Annotated in this window: 17 protein-coding genes and 1 pseudogene; 13 read left to right on the top strand and 5 right to left on the bottom strand. The window is 64.3% G+C overall.

Annotated features, from left to right (window positions below):
• Positions 1–223: 223 nt before the first annotated feature.
• Positions 224–1,423, top strand: coding sequence for a formaldehyde dehydrogenase, glutathione-independent (fdhA, locus tag QFZ94_RS02280; protein ID WP_368583549.1), 1,200 nt, complete (start codon positions 224–226; stop codon positions 1,421–1,423).
• A 115-nt stretch (positions 1,424–1,538) separates the two neighbouring features.
• On the opposite strand, the gene QFZ94_RS02285 is transcribed toward fdhA, so the two are convergent.
• Entirely contained in the window at positions 1,539–2,534 is a 996-nt protein-coding gene (locus QFZ94_RS02285; RefSeq protein WP_429455458.1) for a GlxA family transcriptional regulator, read from the bottom strand.
• Between the two features lie 76 nt (positions 2,535–2,610).
• Positions 2,611–2,871, bottom strand: coding sequence for a hypothetical protein (locus tag QFZ94_RS02290; RefSeq protein WP_429455459.1), 261 nt, complete (start codon positions 2,869–2,871; stop codon positions 2,611–2,613).
• A gap of 82 nt (positions 2,872–2,953) precedes the next feature.
• Here QFZ94_RS02290 and QFZ94_RS02295 point away from each other — a divergent pair, with 82 nt between their 5' ends.
• The 10 genes from QFZ94_RS02295 (at position 2,954) to QFZ94_RS02340 (ending at position 15,408) form a co-directional block, all read left to right on the top strand.
• Entirely contained in the window at positions 2,954–4,228 is a 1,275-nt protein-coding gene (locus QFZ94_RS02295) for a serine hydroxymethyltransferase (protein ID WP_410851101.1), read from the top strand.
• A gap of 18 nt (positions 4,229–4,246) precedes the next feature.
• The gene (locus QFZ94_RS02300) at positions 4,247–5,218 is read left to right on the top strand and encodes a dipeptidase (protein ID WP_429455460.1); all 972 of its coding nucleotides are present in this window, start codon (positions 4,247–4,249) and stop codon (positions 5,216–5,218) included.
• A gap of 35 nt (positions 5,219–5,253) precedes the next feature.
• The gene (locus QFZ94_RS02305; RefSeq protein WP_410851099.1) at positions 5,254–5,793 is read left to right on the top strand and encodes a DUF5943 domain-containing protein; all 540 of its coding nucleotides are present in this window, start codon (positions 5,254–5,256) and stop codon (positions 5,791–5,793) included.
• A gap of 25 nt (positions 5,794–5,818) precedes the next feature.
• Positions 5,819–7,882: an FAD-dependent oxidoreductase gene (locus tag QFZ94_RS02310; protein ID WP_410851098.1), complete on the top strand. Its 2,064-nt coding sequence runs from the start codon at positions 5,819–5,821 to the stop codon at positions 7,880–7,882.
• 2 nt (positions 7,883–7,884) lie between these two features.
• Positions 7,885–9,810, top strand: coding sequence for a (Fe-S)-binding protein (locus QFZ94_RS02315; RefSeq protein WP_429455461.1), 1,926 nt, complete (start codon positions 7,885–7,887; stop codon positions 9,808–9,810).
• A gap of 7 nt (positions 9,811–9,817) precedes the next feature.
• Positions 9,818–11,005, top strand: a complete 1,188-nt coding sequence (locus QFZ94_RS02320; protein WP_429455462.1) for an electron transfer flavoprotein subunit alpha/FixB family protein — start codon at positions 9,818–9,820, stop codon at positions 11,003–11,005.
• Entirely contained in the window at positions 11,002–11,778 is a 777-nt protein-coding gene (locus tag QFZ94_RS02325; RefSeq protein WP_429455463.1) for an electron transfer flavoprotein subunit beta/FixA family protein, read from the top strand. Before QFZ94_RS02320 ends, QFZ94_RS02325 begins: the two co-directional genes overlap by 4 nt.
• A 78-nt stretch (positions 11,779–11,856) precedes the next feature.
• Positions 11,857–13,143, top strand: a complete 1,287-nt coding sequence (locus QFZ94_RS02330) for an aromatic ring-hydroxylating oxygenase subunit alpha (RefSeq protein WP_410851095.1) — start codon at positions 11,857–11,859, stop codon at positions 13,141–13,143.
• Positions 13,144–13,177: 34 nt separating this feature from the next.
• Positions 13,178–14,368: a 2Fe-2S iron-sulfur cluster-binding protein gene (locus tag QFZ94_RS02335; protein WP_429455464.1), complete on the top strand. Its 1,191-nt coding sequence runs from the start codon at positions 13,178–13,180 to the stop codon at positions 14,366–14,368.
• 182 nt (positions 14,369–14,550) lie between these two features.
• Positions 14,551–15,408, top strand: coding sequence for a glycine betaine ABC transporter substrate-binding protein (locus QFZ94_RS02340; RefSeq protein ID WP_368583560.1), 858 nt, complete (start codon positions 14,551–14,553; stop codon positions 15,406–15,408).
• A gap of 58 nt (positions 15,409–15,466) precedes the next feature.
• Here QFZ94_RS02340 and purU read toward each other — a convergent pair whose 3' ends face one another.
• Both purU and QFZ94_RS02350 read right to left on the bottom strand, forming a co-directional pair.
• The gene (gene purU, locus QFZ94_RS02345) at positions 15,467–16,342 is read right to left on the bottom strand and encodes a formyltetrahydrofolate deformylase (RefSeq protein ID WP_429455465.1); all 876 of its coding nucleotides are present in this window, start codon (positions 16,340–16,342) and stop codon (positions 15,467–15,469) included.
• A gap of 136 nt (positions 16,343–16,478) precedes the next feature.
• A complete protein-coding gene (locus tag QFZ94_RS02350; RefSeq protein WP_429455466.1) occupies positions 16,479–17,393 on the bottom strand; it encodes a LysR family transcriptional regulator in 915 nt (304 codons plus the stop codon).
• Positions 17,394–17,502: 109 nt separating this feature from the next.
• Between QFZ94_RS02350 and QFZ94_RS02355 the strand changes: the two genes are divergently transcribed.
• Entirely contained in the window at positions 17,503–18,144 is a 642-nt protein-coding gene (locus QFZ94_RS02355) for a glutathione S-transferase family protein (protein ID WP_429455467.1), read from the top strand.
• Positions 18,145–18,187: 43 nt separating this feature from the next.
• Positions 18,188–19,144: pseudogene (locus QFZ94_RS02360) on the top strand (pyridoxamine 5'-phosphate oxidase family protein); the annotation flags it as partial.
• Positions 19,145–19,214: 70 nt separating this feature from the next.
• Here the strand turns inward: QFZ94_RS02360 and QFZ94_RS02365 are convergent.
• Entirely contained in the window at positions 19,215–19,619 is a 405-nt protein-coding gene (locus QFZ94_RS02365) for a helix-turn-helix domain-containing protein (RefSeq protein ID WP_429455468.1), read from the bottom strand.
• Positions 19,620–20,154 lie beyond the last annotated feature (535 nt).

The following is a 20,154-nucleotide window of genomic DNA, read 5'->3' on the forward strand; positions in this document are numbered from 1 at the left end:
GGCAGCACTATCGGGCTTTTGCGAAACGCTGGCAAACGAGGATATGTTGCGCGGGGATAAAGAAAAAGTTGTGGGCCGCAACGCGAGCGATGCCGGCGTTGTCGGTTGTGGCCAAACGCGTGTCGGGTTCGGCACAGGTGCCGCCGCGGACGGCCGCTACGCTGGTGAAACGGCGCGCCATGCAGCGTGCGGGCGCGCCGCTCACGAACATGGAGACGAGACAATGAGCAGCAATCGCGGCGTCGTGTATCTGGGGCAGGGCAAGGTCGAAGTGCAGTCGATCGACTATCCGAAGATGGTCGATCCACGCGGCCGTTCGATCGGCCATGGCGTAATCCTGAAGGTGGTGAGCACGAATATCTGCGGCTCCGATCAGCACATGGTGCGTGGCCGCACGACCGCCGAGGTCGGCCTGGTACTCGGGCACGAGATTACCGGCGAAGTGATCGAGGTAGGGCGCGACGTCGAAACGCTGAGCGTCGGCGATCTGGTGTCGGTGCCGTTCAACGTGGCCTGCGGACGCTGCCCGACCTGCAAGGCGCAGCATACCGGCGTGTGCCTGAATGTGAATCCGTCGCGCGCGGGCGGCGCGTATGGCTATGTCGACATGGGCGGATGGATAGGCGGCCAGGCCGAATACGTGCTGGTGCCTTACGCGGACTTCAACCTGCTGAAATTCCCGGACCGCGCGCAGGCGATGGCGAAGATCCGCGACCTGACCTGCCTGTCCGACATTCTGCCGACCGGCTATCACGGCGCGGTGATGGCCGGCGTGAAGCCCGGCGCGACTGTCTATATCGCGGGCGCGGGACCGGTCGGCATGGCGGCGGCCGCGTCCGCGCGCCTGCTGGGCGCAGCGTGCACGATCGTCGGCGACATGAACGAAGCGCGCCTCGCGCATGCGCGCAAGATGGGCTTCCAGACCATCAATCTGTCGAAGGACGCGACGCTCGGCGAACAGATCGAGCAGATCCTCGGCAAGCCCGAAGTGGATTGCGCGGTGGACTGCGTCGGCTTCGAAGCGCACGGTCATGGCAGCAGCGGCTCACACGAGGAAGCCCCGGCCACGGTGCTCAATTCGCTGATGGAAATCACCCGCGCGGCCGGCGCGATCGGCATTCCCGGCCTCTACGTGACCGATGATCCGGGCTCGACCGATGCCGCCGCACGAAAGGGCAGCCTCAGTTTGCGTTTCGGCCTGGGCTGGGCCAAGTCGCATTCGTTCCACACCGGGCAGACGCCGGTCATGAAGTACAACCGCAATCTGATGCAGGCGATCCTGTGGGATCGTTTGCCGATCGCCGATATCGTCAACGTGACGGTGGTATCGCTCGACGATGCGCCCGAGGGCTACCGGCAATTCGACGGCGGGGCGCCGAAGAAGTTTGTGATCGACCCGCATGGGCTTTTGAAGGCGGCTTGAGGTTCGCTAGCCGCGAGCGTGCCGCGACAGCGCTGGGTGGGCTGCTGGTCCACGCAGCGCGTCGTCTTTATGCATGCGCTGAACGGAGACACCGTTCAGCGCGTATTTTCATCGATCAAGCCGCCAGCACGGGCGCACTGGACAGCGAGGGCACCTGGCTGCGGCGTTCGCGCGTCGGCGCGGTGCCGAACGCATCGCGGTAGCTCTTCGAGAAGTGGCAAGCCGACTGGAAGCCGCACGCCATCGTGATGTTCATGATCGACATGTCGGTCTGCAACAGCAGCTCGCGTGCGCGCCGCAGGCGCAGCGTCAGGTAGTAATGCGTCGGCGTCATGCCCAGGTGCTCGCGGAACAGCCGTTGCAACTGCCGTTGCGACATGCCGGCGAGCCGCGCGAGCTCCTCGCGCGACAGCGGCTCCTCGATGTTGTTCTCCATCAGCGAGATCACCTCGAACAGCGACTTGTTGGCCGAGCCGAGCCGCGCGACCAGCGGCATCTTTTGCTGCGCGCTGGTGTCGCGCACGTGTTCGACGATGAACTGCTCGGCGATCTGCGTGACGCGCGCGGTACCGACGCGCGGCGAAATCAGATTCAGCATCATGTCGAGCGGCGCGACGCCGCCGGTGCAGGTCACCCGATCCCGATCGATCACGAACAGCTCTTTCAGAAAGCGCGTGTCGGGAAACTCCTCCTTCAGCGCCGACATGTTTTCCCAATGAATCGCGCACGCATAACCGGCCAGCAGACCGGCGCGCGCGAGCGCATAGGTGCCCGTGCACAGACTGCCCAGCACGCAGCCCATGCGCACGAAACGGCGCAGCGCGGACAGATGCTCGGCGGTGGTGGAGCGCTGCACGTCGATGCCGCCGACCACGAACACGATATCGGGTTGCCCGACGCATTCGACCGGACCGGTATCGACGGAAAGCCCGTTGCTCGCCATGACCGGCCCGCCGGCCGGACTCACGATCGACCAGCGGTAAAGCGTCTGGCCCGTCAGGTAGTTCGCCATGCGTAGCACTTCGATCGCGTTGGTGAACGCGATCATCGTGAAGTTGGGAACCGGCATAAATGCGAAATGCGACAACGATGCCGTGCGATCGGTGGACATGGGAACGGGGAATCCTGATGTAATTTTCGCGTCGCCGTGGGGAAGGCGACTATCTCAATTCTGAGTAGCAGGGCAACTACCATGCCATCAGGCTAAACCCTTGGATGCTCCGCACAAAGCCTGGAATGGCTAAGCAATCCACTGATGAAATCGCTTCCAGGCGGCACCAGAACGGCGCCGCGACGGCATACGGCGCACCCGAACGGCGCAGCAAGTCTGCGTTGTAGTGCAGCCCCACGCGGGCGGACTGCGCCGACTTGTCGAAAAAGGACGCGCATGGCGGAAAAGGCAAAGAACGCGTCTGAATTCGTAAATCGACGCGCGGGCCGACCGTCAAGAATAGATCCAAGGCAAAGCGGCGGCGCGACCCCGCCGGCAACCCGCAACGGCCTCCCCGTCAACGTTCTTACGGACCTTCCATGTCGAACCCGAATCCCTTCTTCGAAGACTCGCTACCGGCGCGCGATCCGGCAGTGCGCGGCGCCATTCTGAAAGAGCTCGAGCGTCAGCAGTCGCAAGTCGAGCTGATCGCGTCGGAAAACATCGTGTCGCGCGCGGTGCTCGACGCGCAGGGCTCGGTGCTGACCAACAAGTACGCGGAAGGGTACCCGGGCAAGCGCTACTACGGCGGCTGCGAATACGTCGACGAGATCGAGACGCTAGCGCTCGATCGTATCAAGCGGCTTTTCGACGCGAAGTTCGCCAACGTGCAGCCGCATTCCGGTGCGCAGGCGAACGGCGCGGTGATGCTCGCCCTGACGAAGCCGGGCGATACGGTGCTCGGCATGTCGCTGGACGCGGGCGGGCATCTGACGCACGGCGCGAAGCCCGCGTTGTCGGGCAAGTGGTTCAACGCGGTGCAGTACGGCGTGCGGCGCGACACGATGCTGATCGACTACGAGCAGATCGACGAACTAGCGCAACAGCACAAACCGACGCTGCTGATCGCTGGCTTCTCCGCCTATCCGCGCGCGCTCGACTTCGCACGGCTGCGCGCGATCGCCGACGGCGTCGGTGCGAAGCTGATGGTGGACATGGCGCATATCGCGGGCGTGATCGCGGCCGGCCGTCATGACAATCCGGTCCCGCATGCGCACGTGGTCACGTCGACCACCCACAAGACCTTGCGCGGTCCGCGCGGCGGCTTCGTGTTGACCAACGACGAAGAGATCGCGAAGAAGATCAACTCCGCCGTGTTCCCCGGCTTGCAGGGCGGCCCGCTGATGCACGTGATCGCCGGCAAGGCGGTCGCGTTCGGCGAGGCGCTGCAGCCGGGCTTCAAAACCTACATCGACAGCGTGCTCGCGAACGCGCGGGCGCTCGGCGACGTGCTGAAAGCGGGCGGCGTCGATCTGGTGACGGGCGGCACCGACAACCATCTGCTGCTGGTCGATCTGCGGCCGAAGGGGCTCAAGGGCAATCAGGTCGAGCAGGCGCTGGAGCGCGCAGGCATCACCTGCAACAAGAACGGCATTCCGTTCGACACGGAGAAGCCGACGGTCACGTCCGGCATTCGCCTCGGCACGCCGGCGGGCACGACGCGCGGCTTCGGCGTCAGCGAGTTTCGCGACGTCGGGCGTCTGATCGTCGAGGTGCTCGATGCGCTGCGGGCGTCCCCCGAAGGCGACGCCGCCACCGAACAACGCGTGCGCCGCGAGATTTTCGCGCTGTGCGACCGCTTCCCCATTTACTGATTACGCGCGGAGCAAACGATGAGTCAATTGCACGAAAACAGCATCATCATCGACGGGCTGAACATTTCGAAGTTCGAGCGCTCGGTGTTCGAAGACATGCGCAAAGGCGGCGTCACCGCCGTGAACTGCACGGTGTCGGTCTGGGAAAGCTTTCAGAAGACCGTCGACAACATCGCCGAAATGAAGCAGCAGATCCGCCAGTACAGCGAGATCCTCACGCTGGTGCGCACCACCGACGACATTTTCCGCGCGAAGAAAGAGAACAAGACCGGCATCATCTTCGGCTTCCAGAACGCGCATGCGTTCGAGGACAACCTCGGCTATATCGAAGCGTTCAAGGATCTCGGCGTCAACGTGGTGCAGCTTTGCTACAACACGCAGAACCTCGTCGGTACCGGCTGCTACGAGCGCGACGGCGGTCTGTCGGGTTACGGGCGCGAAGTGATTCAGGAGATGAACCGCGTCGGCATCATGGTCGATCTGTCGCATGTGGGCGGCAAGACTTCGTCGGAGGCGATCGCGGCGTCGAAGAAGCCGGTCTGCTATTCGCATTGCTGCCCGTCCGGGCTCAAGGAGCACCCGCGCAACAAGACCGACGAGCAACTGAAGGAGATCGCCGATGCGGGCGGCTTCGTCGGCGTGACGATGTTCGCGCCGTTCCTGAAGCGCGGCCCCGATGCGACCGTCGAAGACTACATCGAGGCGATCGACTACGTGGTGAATCTGATCGGCGAGGACCAGGTAGGAATCGGCACGGACTTCACACAGGGCTACAGCACCGAGTTCTTCGACTGGATCACGCACGACAAGGGCCGTTATCGCCAGTTGACGAACTTCGGCAAGGTCGTGAATCCGGAAGGCATTCGCACGATCGGCGAGTTTCCGAACCTGACCGCCGCGATGGAACGCGCCGGCTGGAGCGAGACGCGCATCCGCAAGATCATGGGCGAGAACTGGGTACGGGTGTTCGGCGAAGTCTGGAAGGTGTGAGCCTTTTTACAGCGGATAGAAACGGAGTTCCCCACATGCAACCTCAACTGCCCATCGATGTGAATCCGGACACCGGCGTCTGGACCACGGACGCGCTGCCGATGCTCTACGTGCCGCGTCATTTCTTCACCAACAACCACGTCGCCGTCGAGGAAGCGCTCGGCCGCGACACGTACGCCGAGATTCTCTACAAGGCCGGCTACAAGTCCGCCTATTTCTGGTGCGAGAAGGAAGCGAAACAGCACGGCCTCACCGGCATGGCGGTATTCGAGCACTACCTGAACCGTCTGTCGCAGCGCGGCTGGGGCCTGTTCAGGATCATCGAAGCCGATCCGGCGAACTCGCATGCGCGGATCGAACTGCGGCACTCGTCGTTCGTGCTCGCGCAACCGGGCAAGACCGGCAAGCTCTGCTACATGTTCGCCGGCTGGTTCGCGGGCGCGATGGACTGGGTCAACGACACCGTGCCCGACGGCGCGCGCAAGGGTCCGCCGTCGCAATCGAAAGAAGCACGCTGTGCGGCGGAAGGACACGAACACTGCGTGTTCGAAGTGTCGCCGCTGGCATCAATCTAATCCGAGCATTCCGAGGTCGACCGCGATGCGTTACCCGAACCTTTTCAAGCCGCTCACGTTGAACAAGCTGACGCTTCGCAATCGCATCGTCAGTACCGCGCACGCGGAGGTCTATGCGGAACCGGGCGGTCTGCCCGGCGACCGTTATATCCGCTACTACGAGGAAAAGGCCAAGGGCGGCGTCGGACTCGCCGTGTGCGGCGGGTCGAGCCCGGTGTCGATCGACAGCCCGCAAGGCTGGTGGAAGTCGGTGAATCTCGCGACCGACAAGATCGTCGATCCGCTCGCACGGCTCGCCGAAGCGATGCACACGCATGGCGCGAAGATCATGATTCAGGCCACGCACATGGGACGCCGTTCGGCGTTTCACGGCGAGCACTGGCCGCATCTGATGTCGCCGTCCGGTGTGCGCGAGCCGGTGCATCGCGGCAATGCGAAGATCATCGAGGTCGAGGAGATTCGCCGCATCATCGGCGACTTCGCGGCGGCGGCGAAGCGCGTGAAGGATGCGGGCATGGACGGCATCGAAATCTCGGCCGCGCACCAGCATCTGATCGATCAGTTCTGGAGCCCCCGCACCAACTTCCGTACCGACGAATGGGGCGGCTCGCTCGAAAACCGGCTGCGTTTCGGCGTCGAAGTGTTGCAGGCGGTGCGCGCCGCGGTGGGCGCCGACTTCTGCGTCGGCCTGCGCATGTGCGGCGACGAATTCCATGAAGACGGGCTCGATCACGAACAGCTGAAGGAAATCGCCCAGGCAATGAGCGAGAGCGGCCTGATCGACTATCTCGGCGTGATCGGTTCGGGCGCCGACACCCATAACACGCTCGCCAACTGCATGCCGCCGATGGCGCTGCCGCCCGAGCCGTTCGTGCATCTGGCGGCCGGCATCAAGCAGGTCGTCAAGGTGCCGGTGATGCACGCGCAAAGCATTCGCGACGCGGGCCAGGCCGAGCGGCTGCTGGCGAGCGGCATGGTCGATCTGGTCGGCATGACGCGCGCGCAGATCGCCGATCCGCATATGGTCATCAAGATCCGCGATGGCCGCGAGGACGAAATCAAGCAGTGCGTCGGCGCGAACTACTGCATCGACCGTCAGTACAACGGGCTCGACGTGCTGTGCGTGCAAAACGCCGCGACCTCACGCGAAGCGACGATGCCGCACGTGATCGTGAAGTCGCGCGGGCCGAAGCGCAAGGTCGTCGTGGTCGGCGCGGGACCGGCGGGGCTCGAAGCGGCGCGCGTCGCGAAGTCGCGCGGTCACGACGTGGTGCTGTTCGAGAAGAACGATCACGTGGGCGGCCAGATCATGCTGGCGGCGAAAGCGCCGCAGCGCGAGCAGATGGCGGGCATCGTGCGCTGGTTCGACATGGAGACGAAGCGCCTCGGCGTGGACCGCCGCCTCGGTGTCGCCGCCGATGAGCGGACCATCATGGCCGAGAAGCCCGACATCGTCGTGCTCGCCACCGGCGGTTCGGCGTTCACGTCGCAGGTCGCGGCATGGGGTGTCGACGCGGGGCTCGCGGTCAGTTCGTGGGACGTGCTGGCCGGCAAGGTCGAGCCGGGCAAAAACGTGCTCGTGTACGACGGCGTCAGCACGCATGCGGGCGCGGGCGTCGCTGATTTCATCGCGAGCCGTGGCGGGAACGTGGAGATCGTCACGCCCGACGTGAAGGTTGCCGACGACGTCGGCGGCACCACGTTCCCGATCTTCTATCGCCGGCTGTACGCACAAGGCGTGATCCATACGCCCAATTACTGGCTCGACAAGGTGTATGAGGAGGACGGCAAGAAGATCGCCGTGATCCGCAACGAGTACACCGAGGAGCAGGAAGAACGCGCGGTCGATCAGGTGGTGATCGAAAACGGCAGTACGCCGAACGACCAGCTTTACTGGAAGCTGAAGCCTGAATCGCTCAATCGCGGCCAGGTCGACGTGCACAAGCTGTTCGCGTCCGAACCGCAGCCGTGTCTGGACGAAGAACTCGGCAACGGCCGCTTCCTGCTGTTCCGGGTCGGCGACTGCATCTCGATGCACAACATTCACGGCGCGATCTACGACGCGCTGCGCCTTTGCAAGGATTTCTGACGATGAGCCCCGTGTTTGTCATCACCGTCCTGCTGTGGGTGTCGGTGGCCGGTCTCGCGTTCGCGCTGGCACGCCGCGCCGCCTACTGGCGCGAGGGCCGCGCGACCGTCGCGGGCGCCTACGGCTGGGCCAATCTGCTCGCGATCCCGAAGCGCTACTTCGTCGACCTGCATCATGTGGTTGCGCGCGATCCGTACATCGCCCGCACGCACGTTGCGACGGCGGGCGGAGCGATCCTCGCGATGGCGCTCGTGTTCGTCAACTACGGCTTCGCGATCTACTCGCCGTGGCTCGACAAGCTGATCTTCGTCGCCGCGCTGGCGATGCTGATCGGCACGGTGTTCGTCTGGCGCCGCCGGCATGGCGCGAAAGCAGTGCCGGCGCGGCTCTCGCGGGGACCGTGGGATCAGTTGCCGTTGCTGCTGGGTTCGTTCGCGCTCGGTCTCGCCTTGTTCATCGCATTGCCCGCGACGGCGATGTCTGGTGCTCTTGCTGTGATCGTCGCGCTGCTGATCGCGGCGGGCGCGTTCACGATGACGTTCGGCGCGGCGCGCGGCGGTCCGATGAAGCATGCGTTGGCCGGGTTGCTCCACCTCGCGTTTCATCCGCGTCAGGAGCGCTTTGCCGATGCGGCCGCGGCGCGTAACGCTCCCGACGCGGTGCCGCCCACGGCATTGAAAATGCCGCTGCTCGACGCGAAGGAATACGGGGTCGGCAAGCCGGTCGAATTCCGCTGGAACCAGTTGCTGAGCTTCGATGCCTGCGTGCAATGCGGTAAATGCGAAGCGGCGTGCCCCGCGTTCGCGGCGGGACAGCCGTTGAACCCGAAGAAGCTGATTCAGGATCTGGTGACCGGCATGGTCGGCGGCACCGACGCGCAGTACGCGGGCAGCCCGACGCCCGGCATTCCGGTCGGCAAGCATGGGGGCGCGCCGGGCAAGCCGCTGATCTCGTCGCTGATCGAAGCCGACACGCTGTGGTCGTGCACGACCTGCCGCGCCTGCGTGCAGGAGTGCCCGATGCTGATCGAGCACGTCGACGCGATCGTGGACATGCGCCGCAACCAGACGCTCGTCGAGGGCAGCGTGCCGGGCAAAGGGCCGGCGACGCTCGCGAATCTGCGCGAGACCGGCAGCAGCAACGGCTACGACATCGGTGCGCGTTACGACTGGGCCGTCGATCTGCAGGTGCAGGTCGCGCAGCCTGGCCGTCATATGGACGTGCTGCTGATCGCCGGCGAAGGCGCGTTCGACATGCGCTATCAGCGCACGCTGCGCGCGCTGGTCAAGGTGCTGAACCGCGCCGGCGTCGATTACGCGGTGCTGGGCGGCGTCGAAACCGATACCGGCGACACAGCGCGGCGTCTGGGCGACGAAGCGACGTTCCAGCAACTGGCTCGTACGCTGATCGGCACGCTCTCGCAGTACTCGTTCGCGCGCATCGTCACCGCCGATCCGCATGTGCTGCATAGCCTGCGCAACGAGTATCGCGCGCTCGGCGGCTTCTACCAGGTGCAGCATCACACGGCGCTGATCGACGAACTGATCGCGAGCGGCAAGCTGTCGCCGCGCGCGGCCGCCGCCGTGACGGAGCGCAACATCACGTATCACGACCCGTGCTATCTGGGCCGTTACAACGGTGAGACGGAAGCGCCGCGCCGTGTGCTGAAGAGCATCGGCATCAAGGTGGTCGAGATGGAGCGGCACGGGATGCGCGGACGCTGCTGCGGTGGCGGCGGTGGCGCACCGTTGACCGATATTCCCGGCAAACGGCGGATTCCCGATATCCGTATCGATGACGCGCGCGCGAGCGGCGCGGAGATCGTCGCGGTCGGCTGCCCGAATTGCACGGCGATGCTCGAAGGGGTAGTGGGGCCGCGCCCGGAAGTGCTGGACGTGGCCGAACTGGTCGCCGCGGCGCTGGAGTAACGCGATGATGAATACGCTCAAACGAATCGATCCGCGCCGGCCGTTCACGGTGACGGCACACGGACTCAAGCGCATCACGCTCGGCGCAATTGGCGTGACGGCTGCCGGCGGCAGTGCGTCGTTAGCTGATGCGCGTCATGCCGCGCATCGCGAGCAGCCGAAGCCGCGCCGCACGACGGCCACTCCGCACCATGTGCTGCTGGTAGCGGCGCACGCGGATCGCGGCGCGCTCGATGAACATGCGCGGCAAACGCTCGCCGCCGCGGCGCTGATCGCGGACTTGCAAACCGAAGTCGCGCTGCTGGTGTTCGGCGAATTTACCGGCGATGCCGCCGCGCTCGGCGCCGACAAACTGATCGAATTGCCGATGTTCGATCGCCGCACGTACGCGCCGGACGATGAGCTGAATGCGCTGGCGGCCTGCGTCGCCGCATACGCGCCGGCCCATGTCTTCCTGCCCGACAACGCGACCGGCGACGGCGACCTGGGCCGCCGTTATGCGTCGGTGGCCGATGCGAGCGTCGCGACGCACGTCGTCGAGATCGATGCGGCGCACGTGTCCACCTATATCCGCGCGAATACGGCGCTAGCCAGCCGCGCGCTGCCCGAAGTCGTGCTGCTCGCGCCGAATGCGGTCGACCCGAAGCTGCCGTTCGTCGGCGCGGGCGAACGGGTCGCGTGGCGCTTCGACCGGGAAGCGGATCGCCCGCTCGTGCAACGCGCAATACGCGATCTCGGCATCGACGAAATCGACGCAGCGCAGGTCGCGTTGGAAGAAGCGGACTTCATCGTATCTGCGGGCAATGGCGTGAGCGACGTAGCCGCGTTCGAGCGGCTCGCGACGACCCTCGGCGCGGCGATCGGCGCGAGCCGGGTCGCCGTCGACGACGGCAAGTTCACGCGCGACAAGCAGATCGGCGCGACCGGCAAGACCGTCGAGGCGAGCGTGTATATCGCGTTCGGTATCTCCGGCGCTGTGCAGCATCTTCAGGGCATCAAGGATTGCCGCCATGTGATCGCGGTGAACCTCGACGCGAGCGCGCCGATCGCCAAGCGCGCGAATCTGACCGTGATCGCGGACGCGCAGGAAACCATCGCGGCGCTCAACGAAGCGGCGGCCGCGGCGCGCGGCGCGCGTGCGACGTCGGCCGCACTGCTGCAACCGGGCAAGCTTGCCGAAGGAGTGCTCGCATGAAGATCGCCGTATTGGTTTCAATCGGACGTCATCCGGTTAGCGGCGTCGCGCGCTACAGCCGCAACGATGCGGCGGCGTTGGCGCTGGCGCTGTCGCTCGCGAGAACGCATGGCGCGACGCTCGACGTGCTGCATGCGGGCGATCCGTCGAACGCCGCACTGAACGAATATCTGGCGCTCGGCGCGCGTTCGGTCGAAGTGCTGGAGATGCCACCCGACGCCGATCCGGCGCCGCAACTCGCCGCGCGTTTGCGTGGCTACGAACTGGTTCTCACCGGCACGCGCGCCGAAGGCGGCTTCGATAGCGGCATGCTGCCGTATCGCGTCGCGCATGCGCTGGCGGTACCGCTCGTCGGCGCCGCCGTGGATCTGGCTGTGCGCGACGGTTGTGCGCAAGTCCGGCAGTTCATGCCGAAGGGCCTGCGACGGCGCGTCGAAGTGCGACTGCCCGCGTTGATCGCCGTGCATCCGCTCGCGAACGCCGCGACCTCGTACGCGTATGCGCGGCTGCGCGAAGGCAGGATCGAGCGCACCGCCGCGGTCGGCGGCGCCGCGCCGCACGGCACCACTCCCGAACAGTCCGCATGGACGATCGGCCCCGCCTCGAAACCGGTGCGACTCGCCGCCGCCGAAAAGCGCTCGGGCCATGCCCGCATGCTGTCGGCGACGACGACCGAGAGCCGCGGCGGCAGCGTCGTAATTGAAGGGAGTTCCGTCGAAAAAGCACAAGTGATCCTCGCGTATTTGCGCGAGCATCAACTGGTGGATTACTGAACTGAATTCCGGCTCGGGCCAGCATGCGACCAGGAGGGCCTGGCGCGGCGCCAGACGTGACACGCAACGGAGCACACAATGAAAGTTTCCGCAGACGTTCGCGCAATGATCGAACGCCGCAAGCAGAATTACACGCTGGAAGCGCCGTTCTATACGAGCGAAGAAATATTCGCGCTCGATCTCGACGCGATTTTCCGCCAGCACTGGATTCAGGTCGCGGTCGAGCCTGACGTGCCCGAGCCGGGCGACTATGTGACGGTCGAGATCGGCAACGACTCGATCCTGATCGTGCGCGACGACGACATGCAGGTGCGCGCGTTTCATAACGTCTGCCGCCATCGCGGCGCGCGTCTGTGCAATACCGGCAAGGGCTCGCTCGGCAATATCGTCTGTCCGTATCACAGCTGGACGTATAGCCTCAATGGCGACCTGATGTTCGCCGAGCACATGGGCGAACAGTTCGACCGCTGCAAACATAGCCTGAAGGCGGTGCATGTCGAAAATCTCGCCGGGCTGATTTTCATCTGTCTCGCCGAGCAGCCGCCCGCCGATTTTTCAGTGATGCGCGCCGCGATGGAGCCGTATCTGTTGCCGCACGATCTGGCCGGCTGCAAGATCGCCGCGTCGATCGACATCATCGAAGAGGGCAACTGGAAGCTGACGATGGAGAACAATCGCGAGTGCTATCACTGCGTCGCGAACCATCCGGAGCTGACCATCTCGCTGTACGAATACGGTTTCGGTTATCAGCGCACGCCGGCGAACGAAGAGGGCATGGCCGCGTTCGAGGCGACGGTCGCGCGCCGCACCGCGCAGTGGGAGGCGATGCAGTTGCCATCGGCGGAAATCGAGCGGCTCGCCGATCTGGTCACCGGGTTTCGCACGCAACGTCTGCCGCTCGATCGCGACGGCGAATCGCAGACGCTCGACGCGAAGGTCGCCTCGAAGAAACTGCTCGGCGGTTTCAAGGAGGCCGACCTCGGCGGCCTGTCGTTCTGGACCCAGCCGAATTCGTGGCATCACTTCATGAGCGACCATATCGTCAGTTTCTCGGTGATTCCGCTGTCGGCCGGCAAGACGCTGGTGCGCACCAAATGGCTCGTGCACAAGGACGCGCGCGAAGGCATCGATTACGACGTCGACAATCTGACCGCCGTGTGGCGAGCGACCAACGACCAGGATCGCGCGCTCGTCGAATATTCGCAGCGCGGCGCGACGAGCAGCGCGTATGAGCCGGGTCCGTATTCGCCGTTCACCGAAGGACTCGTCGAAAAGTTCTGCGAATGGTATATCGGCCGTCTCGCGGATTACGACGCGAACCCGCGAGCAGCGCACGACGAGAAAGTCGTGTCGTTCGCGCGCTGAGTGCAACACCGCAATGACGAGCGGGGGGACAACCATGATGCGCGATCAGGCCATGTTTCAAGCGGACATCGAGCAGACTTCACAGAATCCAGCCGGCGCGCTGAGCCGTGTGACGCAGCCGCGCTTCTGGGACGCGCTGCCGGCGCGCTGGAGCAGTGATTCCGACGACACGCTGGAGTGCTGCCAGGTCCGCAGCGAAACGCACGACGTGAAGAGCTTCTTCTTCCGCGCGCCATCCGGCCGGGCGTTCGTGTTCGAGCCGGGGCAATTCATCACGCTGGAGCTGGAGATCGACGGCGAGCGGATCAATCGCTGCTATACGATCTCGTCGCCGCCCACGCGACCGCATACGATTTCGATCACCGTCAAGCGCGTGCCGGGCGGCCCGGTGTCCAACTGGCTGCACGACCATCTGCATGCGGGCATGCAGGTACGGGTGCTGGGGCCTGCCGGCGAATTCACCTGCGCGCGGCATCCGGCGCGCAAGTTCCTGTTTTTGTCGGCGGGCTCGGGCATCACGCCGCTGATGTCGATGAGCCGTACGCATCATGAACTCGGCGAGGACAGCGATATCGTCTTCGTGCATAGCGCGCGCACGCCGGACGACATCATCTTCGCGCGCGAACTCGATCTGATCGCCGCAAATCAGGCGCATTTCCGCACCGCGTTCGTCTGCGAGCGCGTGGGCGCGCGCACCAATTGGCCCGGCATCACCGGCTTTCTGACGCTGCCGCTGCTGAAACTGATTGCGCCGGATTTTCAGGAGCGCGAAATCTTCACCTGCGGCCCCGCGCCTTATATGCAGGCGGTGCGCAATCTGCTCGACGAAGGCGGCTTCGATCGCCGGCACTATCACGAGGAAAGCTTCTCGTTCGAGACCGTCAGCGAGGTGGCCGCGCCATTGGCCGAAGCGCATGCCGCCGACGAGCTGCGCGATGCGCCGGCGCCAGTCGAAACCGAAACGCGCTACAAGGTGAGCTTTACGCGCAGTCATCGCGAGATCGAGTGCGGCGCTGGCCAGCACGTGCTCGAAGCGGCGAAGCAGGCGGGCGTGCGGCTGCCGGCGTCGTGCACGCAAGGCATGTGCGGCACCTGCAAGGTCAAGCTCGTGTCGGGCGAAGTGGCGATGAAGCACGCAGGCGGTATCCGTCAGCGCGAGATCGATCAGGGCATGGTGCTGCTGTGCTGTAGCAAGCCGCTGAGCGATCTCGTCGTCGACAAGTAATACGACTGATAACACCACAAGAAACAGCAAACACTGCGCGGATGTGCGTGGAAGTCGCATGCGGACAACTGCATGTCGCAAAACAACACTACTTGGCAATTCTGGCTGGCGATTCTAAATGCGCGATCTGCGGTTCGATGGCAAACGCGTCAATTGGCAAATGTATCAACGGGAGAACGTCGATGAGACTGATCGGAAAGATAGTGGTGGCAAGCGCGTTGGGGGTGATGCTGGCGGCGGTCAGTGCGGGCGTGTCGGCCGATTCGAAGCCGACCATCAAGATCGGTTACGTGGAGGGCTGGGACGATAGCGTTGCGACGTCGAACGTGGCCGCCGAGGTGATCCAAAAACGCCTCGGTTATCAGGTGCAACTGGTGCCGGTGGCGGCCGGTGTGATGTGGCAGGGCGTGGCGCGCGGCGATCTCGACGCGACGCTGTCCGCGTGGCTGCCGGTCACGCACGGCGCGTACTGGAACAACTTCAAGGACAAGGTGGTCGACCTCGGGGCGAACTTCAACGACGCGAAGATCGGGCTGATCGTGCCGGACAACGTGGACGTGAAGAGCGTCGGCGATCTGCAGGCGAAGAAGGCGGAATTCGGCGCGCGCATCGTCGGCATCGACGCTGGAGCTGGCGTGATGCAGAAAACCAGCGAGGCGATCAAGGCCTATGGGCTCGACTATCAGCTGATGCCGAGTTCCGGCAGCGCGATGACCGCCGAACTGGCGCGCTCGGAGGCGGCCAGCAAGCCGATCATCGTGACCGGCTGGAAGCCGCACTGGATGTTCGCGAAGTACAAGCTGAAATTCCTCGACGATCCGAAGAAGGTGTTCGGTGAAGCGGAGCACGTCGATACGGTGGTGAATCCCGAGCTCGAGAAAAAAGCGCCGACGGTGGTCGCGTTCCTGAAGAAGTTCCAATGGAAGCCGGGCGAGATCGACACGGTGATGCTGGCCACGCAGAATGGTGAAAAGCCGACTGCGGCGGCCGACGCGTGGATCAGCGCGCATTCGGACCGCGTGGATAGCTGGGTGAAGTAAGTCGGCAAGCGCCGGCTCGGCCTGATGAAAACGCCGCTTTTCAGCGGCGTTTTTCTGTTTACCGCAGCACGACGGTGCGCTCGCCGTTGATGAACACGCGCCTCTCCACGAACGCCTTCACCGCGCGCGCGAGCGTGATGCATTCGACGTCGCGTCCGGACGTCAGCAGCCGTTCGGGGCTGTACGAATGATCGACCGGTTCGACTCCCTGCTCGATGATCGGACCTTCGTCGAGATCGTCGGTAACGAAATGGGCGGTGGCGCCGATCACCTTGACGCCGCGCGCATGGGCCTGATGATACGGTTTCGCCCCCTTGAACCCCGGCAGGAACGAATGATGGATATTGATCGCGCGCCCGGCGAGCGCGCGGCTCGTTTCGGCGGACAGGATCTGCATGTAGCGCGCGAGAATCAGCAGCTCGGCGCCGGACGAGTCGAACAGCTCGAGCAGTTGCGCTTCCTGTTGCGGCTTCGTGTCGGCGGTGATCGGCAGATGACGGAACGGCAGGCCGTGCTGCCGCGCGAGCGGTTCGAGATCGCGATGATTCGAGCCGATGCCGACGATGTCCATTTTCAGCTCGCCCATGCGCCAGCGAAACAGCAGATCGGCGAGGCAGTGTTCGAGCTTCGACACCATGATCATGACCTTCGGCCGGACCGACAGATCGTGGATCGCCCACGTCATCCGGAAGCGTTCGGCGATCGGCGCGAATTCCTGCTTGAGCGTGGCGATCTGCAACGCGTCGTCGCGATCGACGTGGTGAAACACACAGCGCACGAAAAAGCGCTCGCTGAGTTCGTCGTCGAAAACGGTGAGTTCGTCGACATAGCAACGATGCCGTTCGAGAAAGCCGGCGACGGCGGCAACCTGGCCCGCCGCGCTCGGACACGCGACGGTAAGGACCCTTTGAGCAGGACGGGAAATGGCGGACATGAGCTCTCCACATTGACGATCAGCCGCGGCCGCGGGGCGCGGCGCGCATCGTCGCAGTAGAGCAAATCGGGCGATCGCGGGGATAGAAGCTAACCGCCGTTGCGCTGGAATGGGAACGCCAGGAGGATCTGCCGCGCTAGTCCGCGGGGTCCGCAGCGAGCCTTCGCTTCAGCGTATCGATCAATGCGCGCACTTTCGCCGGCGGGTGACTCGTCGGCGGAAACACGGCCTGGATGCTCGCCGGCGCGGTTGCCCATTCGGGCAGCAGCCGGATCAGCCGTCCCGCCGCGACGTCGTCCGCGATCGAAAAATCCGTCAGCAGACCGATGCCGCCGCCCGCGAGCGTCGCCGCGCGGCAGGCATCGGCCGTGTTGACACGCAGAGCGGACTCACAGCGCACGCTCGCGGTTCTACCGTCGGCGTGGCGCAGATCGAGCGTCAACGGATGCGGCAGCACCGACAACGCGCAATAGGGCAGAGTCTCCAAAGCGGCCGGCGTATTCGGCACGCCCCACGTGTGCAGGAACTCGGGACTCGCGACGAGCCACTTGACGAAGCTGCCGAGCTTCACCGCGCGATAGTTCGAATCCGCGAGACGACCAAGCCGGATCGCGACGTCGATGCCATCGGCAATCAGATCGACGTAGCGGTCACTGCTCAGCAGCTCGACGTCGAGTTGCGCGTGGGTGCGGCGCAATTCGACCAGCGCGGGCGTGACGACGAGCGCGCCGTAGTCGTTCGGCGCACTGACGCGCAGCGTGCCGCGCACCGGCGACGTTTCTCCGCCGAGCGCGTTCAACGCGTCCTCGGTGGCGCGCAGTATCTTCACGCTCGCCTCGTAGAACGTGCGGCCCGCCTCGGTGACGCCGAGCCGCCGCGTGGTGCGCACCAGCAGGCTCGCGCCGACCTCAGCCTCGAGCCGCTGCATGTGCGTGCTGACCATCGTCTTCGCGAGTCCGAGCCGCGTCGCGGCGGCGCTCAGCGAGCCCGCGTCGATGACCGCGACGAAGATCGCGAGGCGGTTCAGGTTCACGTTGCGCACATCGGCCATGATCGATTGTCCATTCTCGCTTGACTGTGTTTCCCGGATTATCGGGCTTCCGCGCGGTAGTGCCTACGCCCTATGCTGGGCGTGTCATTCAACCTCTCCGGAGACCTCCATGTCCGCCACCCGACCCGCCCAGCCTATCAAGCTGTATACGACACGGCTGTCAGGCCACGGTCATCGCGTGAAGCTGTTTCTGTCGCTGCTCGATCTGCCGTTCGAGGTGATCGTGTTGGACATGAAAGCGGGCGAGAACCGCAAGCCCGCGTACCTCGCGCTGAACCCGTTCGGTCAGGTGCCGACGATTCAGGACGGCGACCTGACGCTGTTCGACTCGAACGCGATTCTCGTTTATCTGGCGAAGCGCTATGGCGACGCGTCGTGGCTGCCCAACGATCCAATCGGCGCCGCAGCGGTGCAGCGCTGGCTGTCGCTCGCGGCAGGCCAGATCGCATACGGGCCGTGCGCGGCGCGGCTCGTTACCGTATTCGGCGCGCCGCTCGACCACGAGCGTGCTAAGCAGATCGCCGTCAAGCTGTTCGACGTGATCGACGAGGAGCTTGCCGGCAAGCCGTTCGTGGCTGGCACCCACGTCACGATCGCCGATATCGCCGCGCACACGTATATCGCTCACGCACCCGAAGGCGGCGTGTCGTTGCAGCCGTATCCGAACATTCGTGCGTGGCTGGGTCGCGTGGAAGCATTGCCGCGTTTCATCGCGATGCCGTCGACGAAGGCGGGTTTGCTGGCGGCGTGATACGCGTTCAGAGCCGCTTCAGATCTTGCAAGGGAGTCAGATCATGTCCGAGTTCGTTCCGCTCAATAACTGGGGAGCCGACGTGTCGCCGTTTCATGCCGGCGAGCAGGATGCGCAGCAGCGCGCGGGTGTGCGCGACGTGGCGGAGTCGATGGGGCGTCGGGGCATTCGCCGTTTCATGCCGGAGCAGCATCGCGAGTTCTTTGCCGCGCAGCCGTTGCTCGTGATCGGCGGCGTCGATGCGAGCGGTCAGCCGTGGGCGACGCTACGCGCGAGTTCGCCGGGCTTCGTCACGTCACCGGATGCGCGCACGCTGCGCATCGAAGGCGGCGCATTGGCTGGCGATCCGCTCGCCGCGGCGTGGCGCGAAGGGGCGCAGCTCGGCGCGCTGGGCATCGAGCCGCGCACGCGGCGCCGCAACCGGGTGAATGGCGTCGTACGGTCCGTGCAGGGCGACGCGTTGCAGGTCGAAGTCACGCAGAGTTTCGGCAATTGCCCGAAGTACATCCAGAGCCGTACGCCGTCTTTCATCGAGCGGGACCCGGCCGCGACGGGCGTGCAGCCCGAGATCTCCACCCACCTGGACAGTGCCGACCGCGAATTGCTCGCGAGCGCGGACACGTTCTTTATCGCCAGTGCGAATCTGAGCGAGGAAGCGGGGGTGGGGAAGGGTGTAGACGTTTCGCATCGCGGCGGCGCACCGGGCTTCGTGCGCGTGGACGACGCAAACACGCTGACCACGCCCGACTACAGCGGCAACCGCTTCTTCAACACGATAGGCAACCTCGTGCACGATCCGCGCGCGGGCCTGCTGTTCATCGACTTCGCAACCGGCGATCTGCTTTATCTGGCGGTGCGAGCGGAGATCGTCTGGGACGGCGACGAACTCGCGGCATTTGCGGGCGCGCAGCGGCTCGTGCGGTTCCATGTGGACGAAGTCCGGCGCAGCCGCGGCGCGTTGCCGTTCCAATGGTCGCAGGTCGAATTCGCGCCGCAGTTTTTGCCAAAGGTTCGAGAAAGCGCCTGAGCCGATGCGAACGCGCGTGCGTTAGCGTGGTGCGGCCGCCGTTTTAGTGTGCATTTCGGCCGAGCCGGTAAGACACGCCGAGTCTGGTGGCCAGTTGCCATACATAGACCCGCGAGTAAGAGATGCCGAACTGACGGCTTATCAGCTCGCGCATGCGCGCATTGCTCCAGCCATCGGAGTCGAACCCATAGTCGCGCGGCGAGGCCCTCAGCGCCTCGGCCAACCAGTCCAGATCCGCCACCGCGAGTGCGGAATGGCGCCCGCCGACGCTCATGTTTCTGAGCGCGTCGAGCCCGCCTTGCTCCAATAGCTTGCGGTATCGCTCGACGGTCGTCTTTGCCATTCCCATCTGTTTCGCGACCTCGGCCGCAGCGATGCCGTCGAGCAGTTTCTTGCCCGCCGTGAGACGTCGTGCGACGGTCGGTAAATTGTCATTCGGTCGATGCATTGAAGAACTCCGCCGTTGGGTCGCTGACCGGACTGCAATCGGTTGCTGGTGTAGACAGAGAAGAGGGCACGCCCACTTACAGATAATCGAAAAGTCGCCCGCTGTGTCTAAAAGAATAAAAAATCAATCGCGTCTTTCCTCTGATAGAAAACGACGTAATCGTCGAGTAAGACGTCCGCACTATCTTTTTCTTTCTACAACCGTAAAGATCTTCCTTGCGATTGAATTTCACGTTTGCTAACCTGATTGAACTGATTTAAAGAAAAGATCAATCTGGCTGGGCTCGCGCCGATAGCCGCCAAATACCGCCAAGCCGCACAGAGCTTGGCGTCTGGGGCTTGATAGTGGGCGCGGCAGGTCGGAAGACAGAATCGTTTGAATGCGTGGATTTCTGTTTTGCGAATGCAATTCGAATGCATTTTTCGATGCAGGGTCGCATTCGCTTGAAATCTGCGAAAAATGGGTTCTGAAGATTGAAAACCGTTTCGCGGCGCTTTTCCAGGCGGACTATAGGAAAACGGGACATTCGCGCAGA

The sequence above is a fragment of the Paraburkholderia sp. JPY465 genome (genome assembly GCF_050436725.1).
Lineage (GTDB): Bacteria > Pseudomonadota > Gammaproteobacteria > Burkholderiales > Burkholderiaceae > Paraburkholderia > Paraburkholderia youngii.

Excerpts from the sequence above, each read along its gene's own strand:
- QFZ94_RS02340 (WP_368583560.1), top strand. The coding sequence starts at position 14,551 with ATGAGACTGATCGGAAAGATAGTGGTGGCAAGCGCGTTGGGGGTGATG.
- QFZ94_RS02320 (WP_429455462.1), top strand. The coding sequence starts at position 9,818 with ATGAATACGCTCAAACGAATCGATCCGCGCCGGCCGTTCACGGTGACG.
- QFZ94_RS02305 (WP_410851099.1), top strand. The coding sequence starts at position 5,254 with ATGCAACCTCAACTGCCCATCGATGTGAATCCGGACACCGGCGTCTGG.
- QFZ94_RS02335 (WP_429455464.1), top strand. The coding sequence starts at position 13,178 with ATGATGCGCGATCAGGCCATGTTTCAAGCGGACATCGAGCAGACTTCA.
- QFZ94_RS02285 (WP_429455458.1), bottom strand. The coding sequence starts at position 2,534 with ATGTCCACCGATCGCACGGCATCGTTGTCGCATTTCGCATTTATGCCG.
- QFZ94_RS02330 (WP_410851095.1), top strand. The coding sequence starts at position 11,857 with ATGAAAGTTTCCGCAGACGTTCGCGCAATGATCGAACGCCGCAAGCAG.
- QFZ94_RS02300 (WP_429455460.1), top strand. The coding sequence starts at position 4,247 with ATGAGTCAATTGCACGAAAACAGCATCATCATCGACGGGCTGAACATT.
- QFZ94_RS02355 (WP_429455467.1), top strand. The coding sequence starts at position 17,503 with ATGTCCGCCACCCGACCCGCCCAGCCTATCAAGCTGTATACGACACGG.
- QFZ94_RS02315 (WP_429455461.1), top strand. The coding sequence starts at position 7,885 with ATGAGCCCCGTGTTTGTCATCACCGTCCTGCTGTGGGTGTCGGTGGCC.
- QFZ94_RS02350 (WP_429455466.1), bottom strand. The coding sequence starts at position 17,393 with ATGGCCGATGTGCGCAACGTGAACCTGAACCGCCTCGCGATCTTCGTC.
- QFZ94_RS02365 (WP_429455468.1), bottom strand. The coding sequence starts at position 19,619 with ATGCATCGACCGAATGACAATTTACCGACCGTCGCACGACGTCTCACG.
- purU (WP_429455465.1), bottom strand. The coding sequence starts at position 16,342 with ATGTCCGCCATTTCCCGTCCTGCTCAAAGGGTCCTTACCGTCGCGTGT.
- fdhA (WP_368583549.1), top strand. The coding sequence starts at position 224 with ATGAGCAGCAATCGCGGCGTCGTGTATCTGGGGCAGGGCAAGGTCGAA.
- QFZ94_RS02325 (WP_429455463.1), top strand. The coding sequence starts at position 11,002 with ATGAAGATCGCCGTATTGGTTTCAATCGGACGTCATCCGGTTAGCGGC.
- QFZ94_RS02310 (WP_410851098.1), top strand. The coding sequence starts at position 5,819 with ATGCGTTACCCGAACCTTTTCAAGCCGCTCACGTTGAACAAGCTGACG.
- QFZ94_RS02295 (WP_410851101.1), top strand. The coding sequence starts at position 2,954 with ATGTCGAACCCGAATCCCTTCTTCGAAGACTCGCTACCGGCGCGCGAT.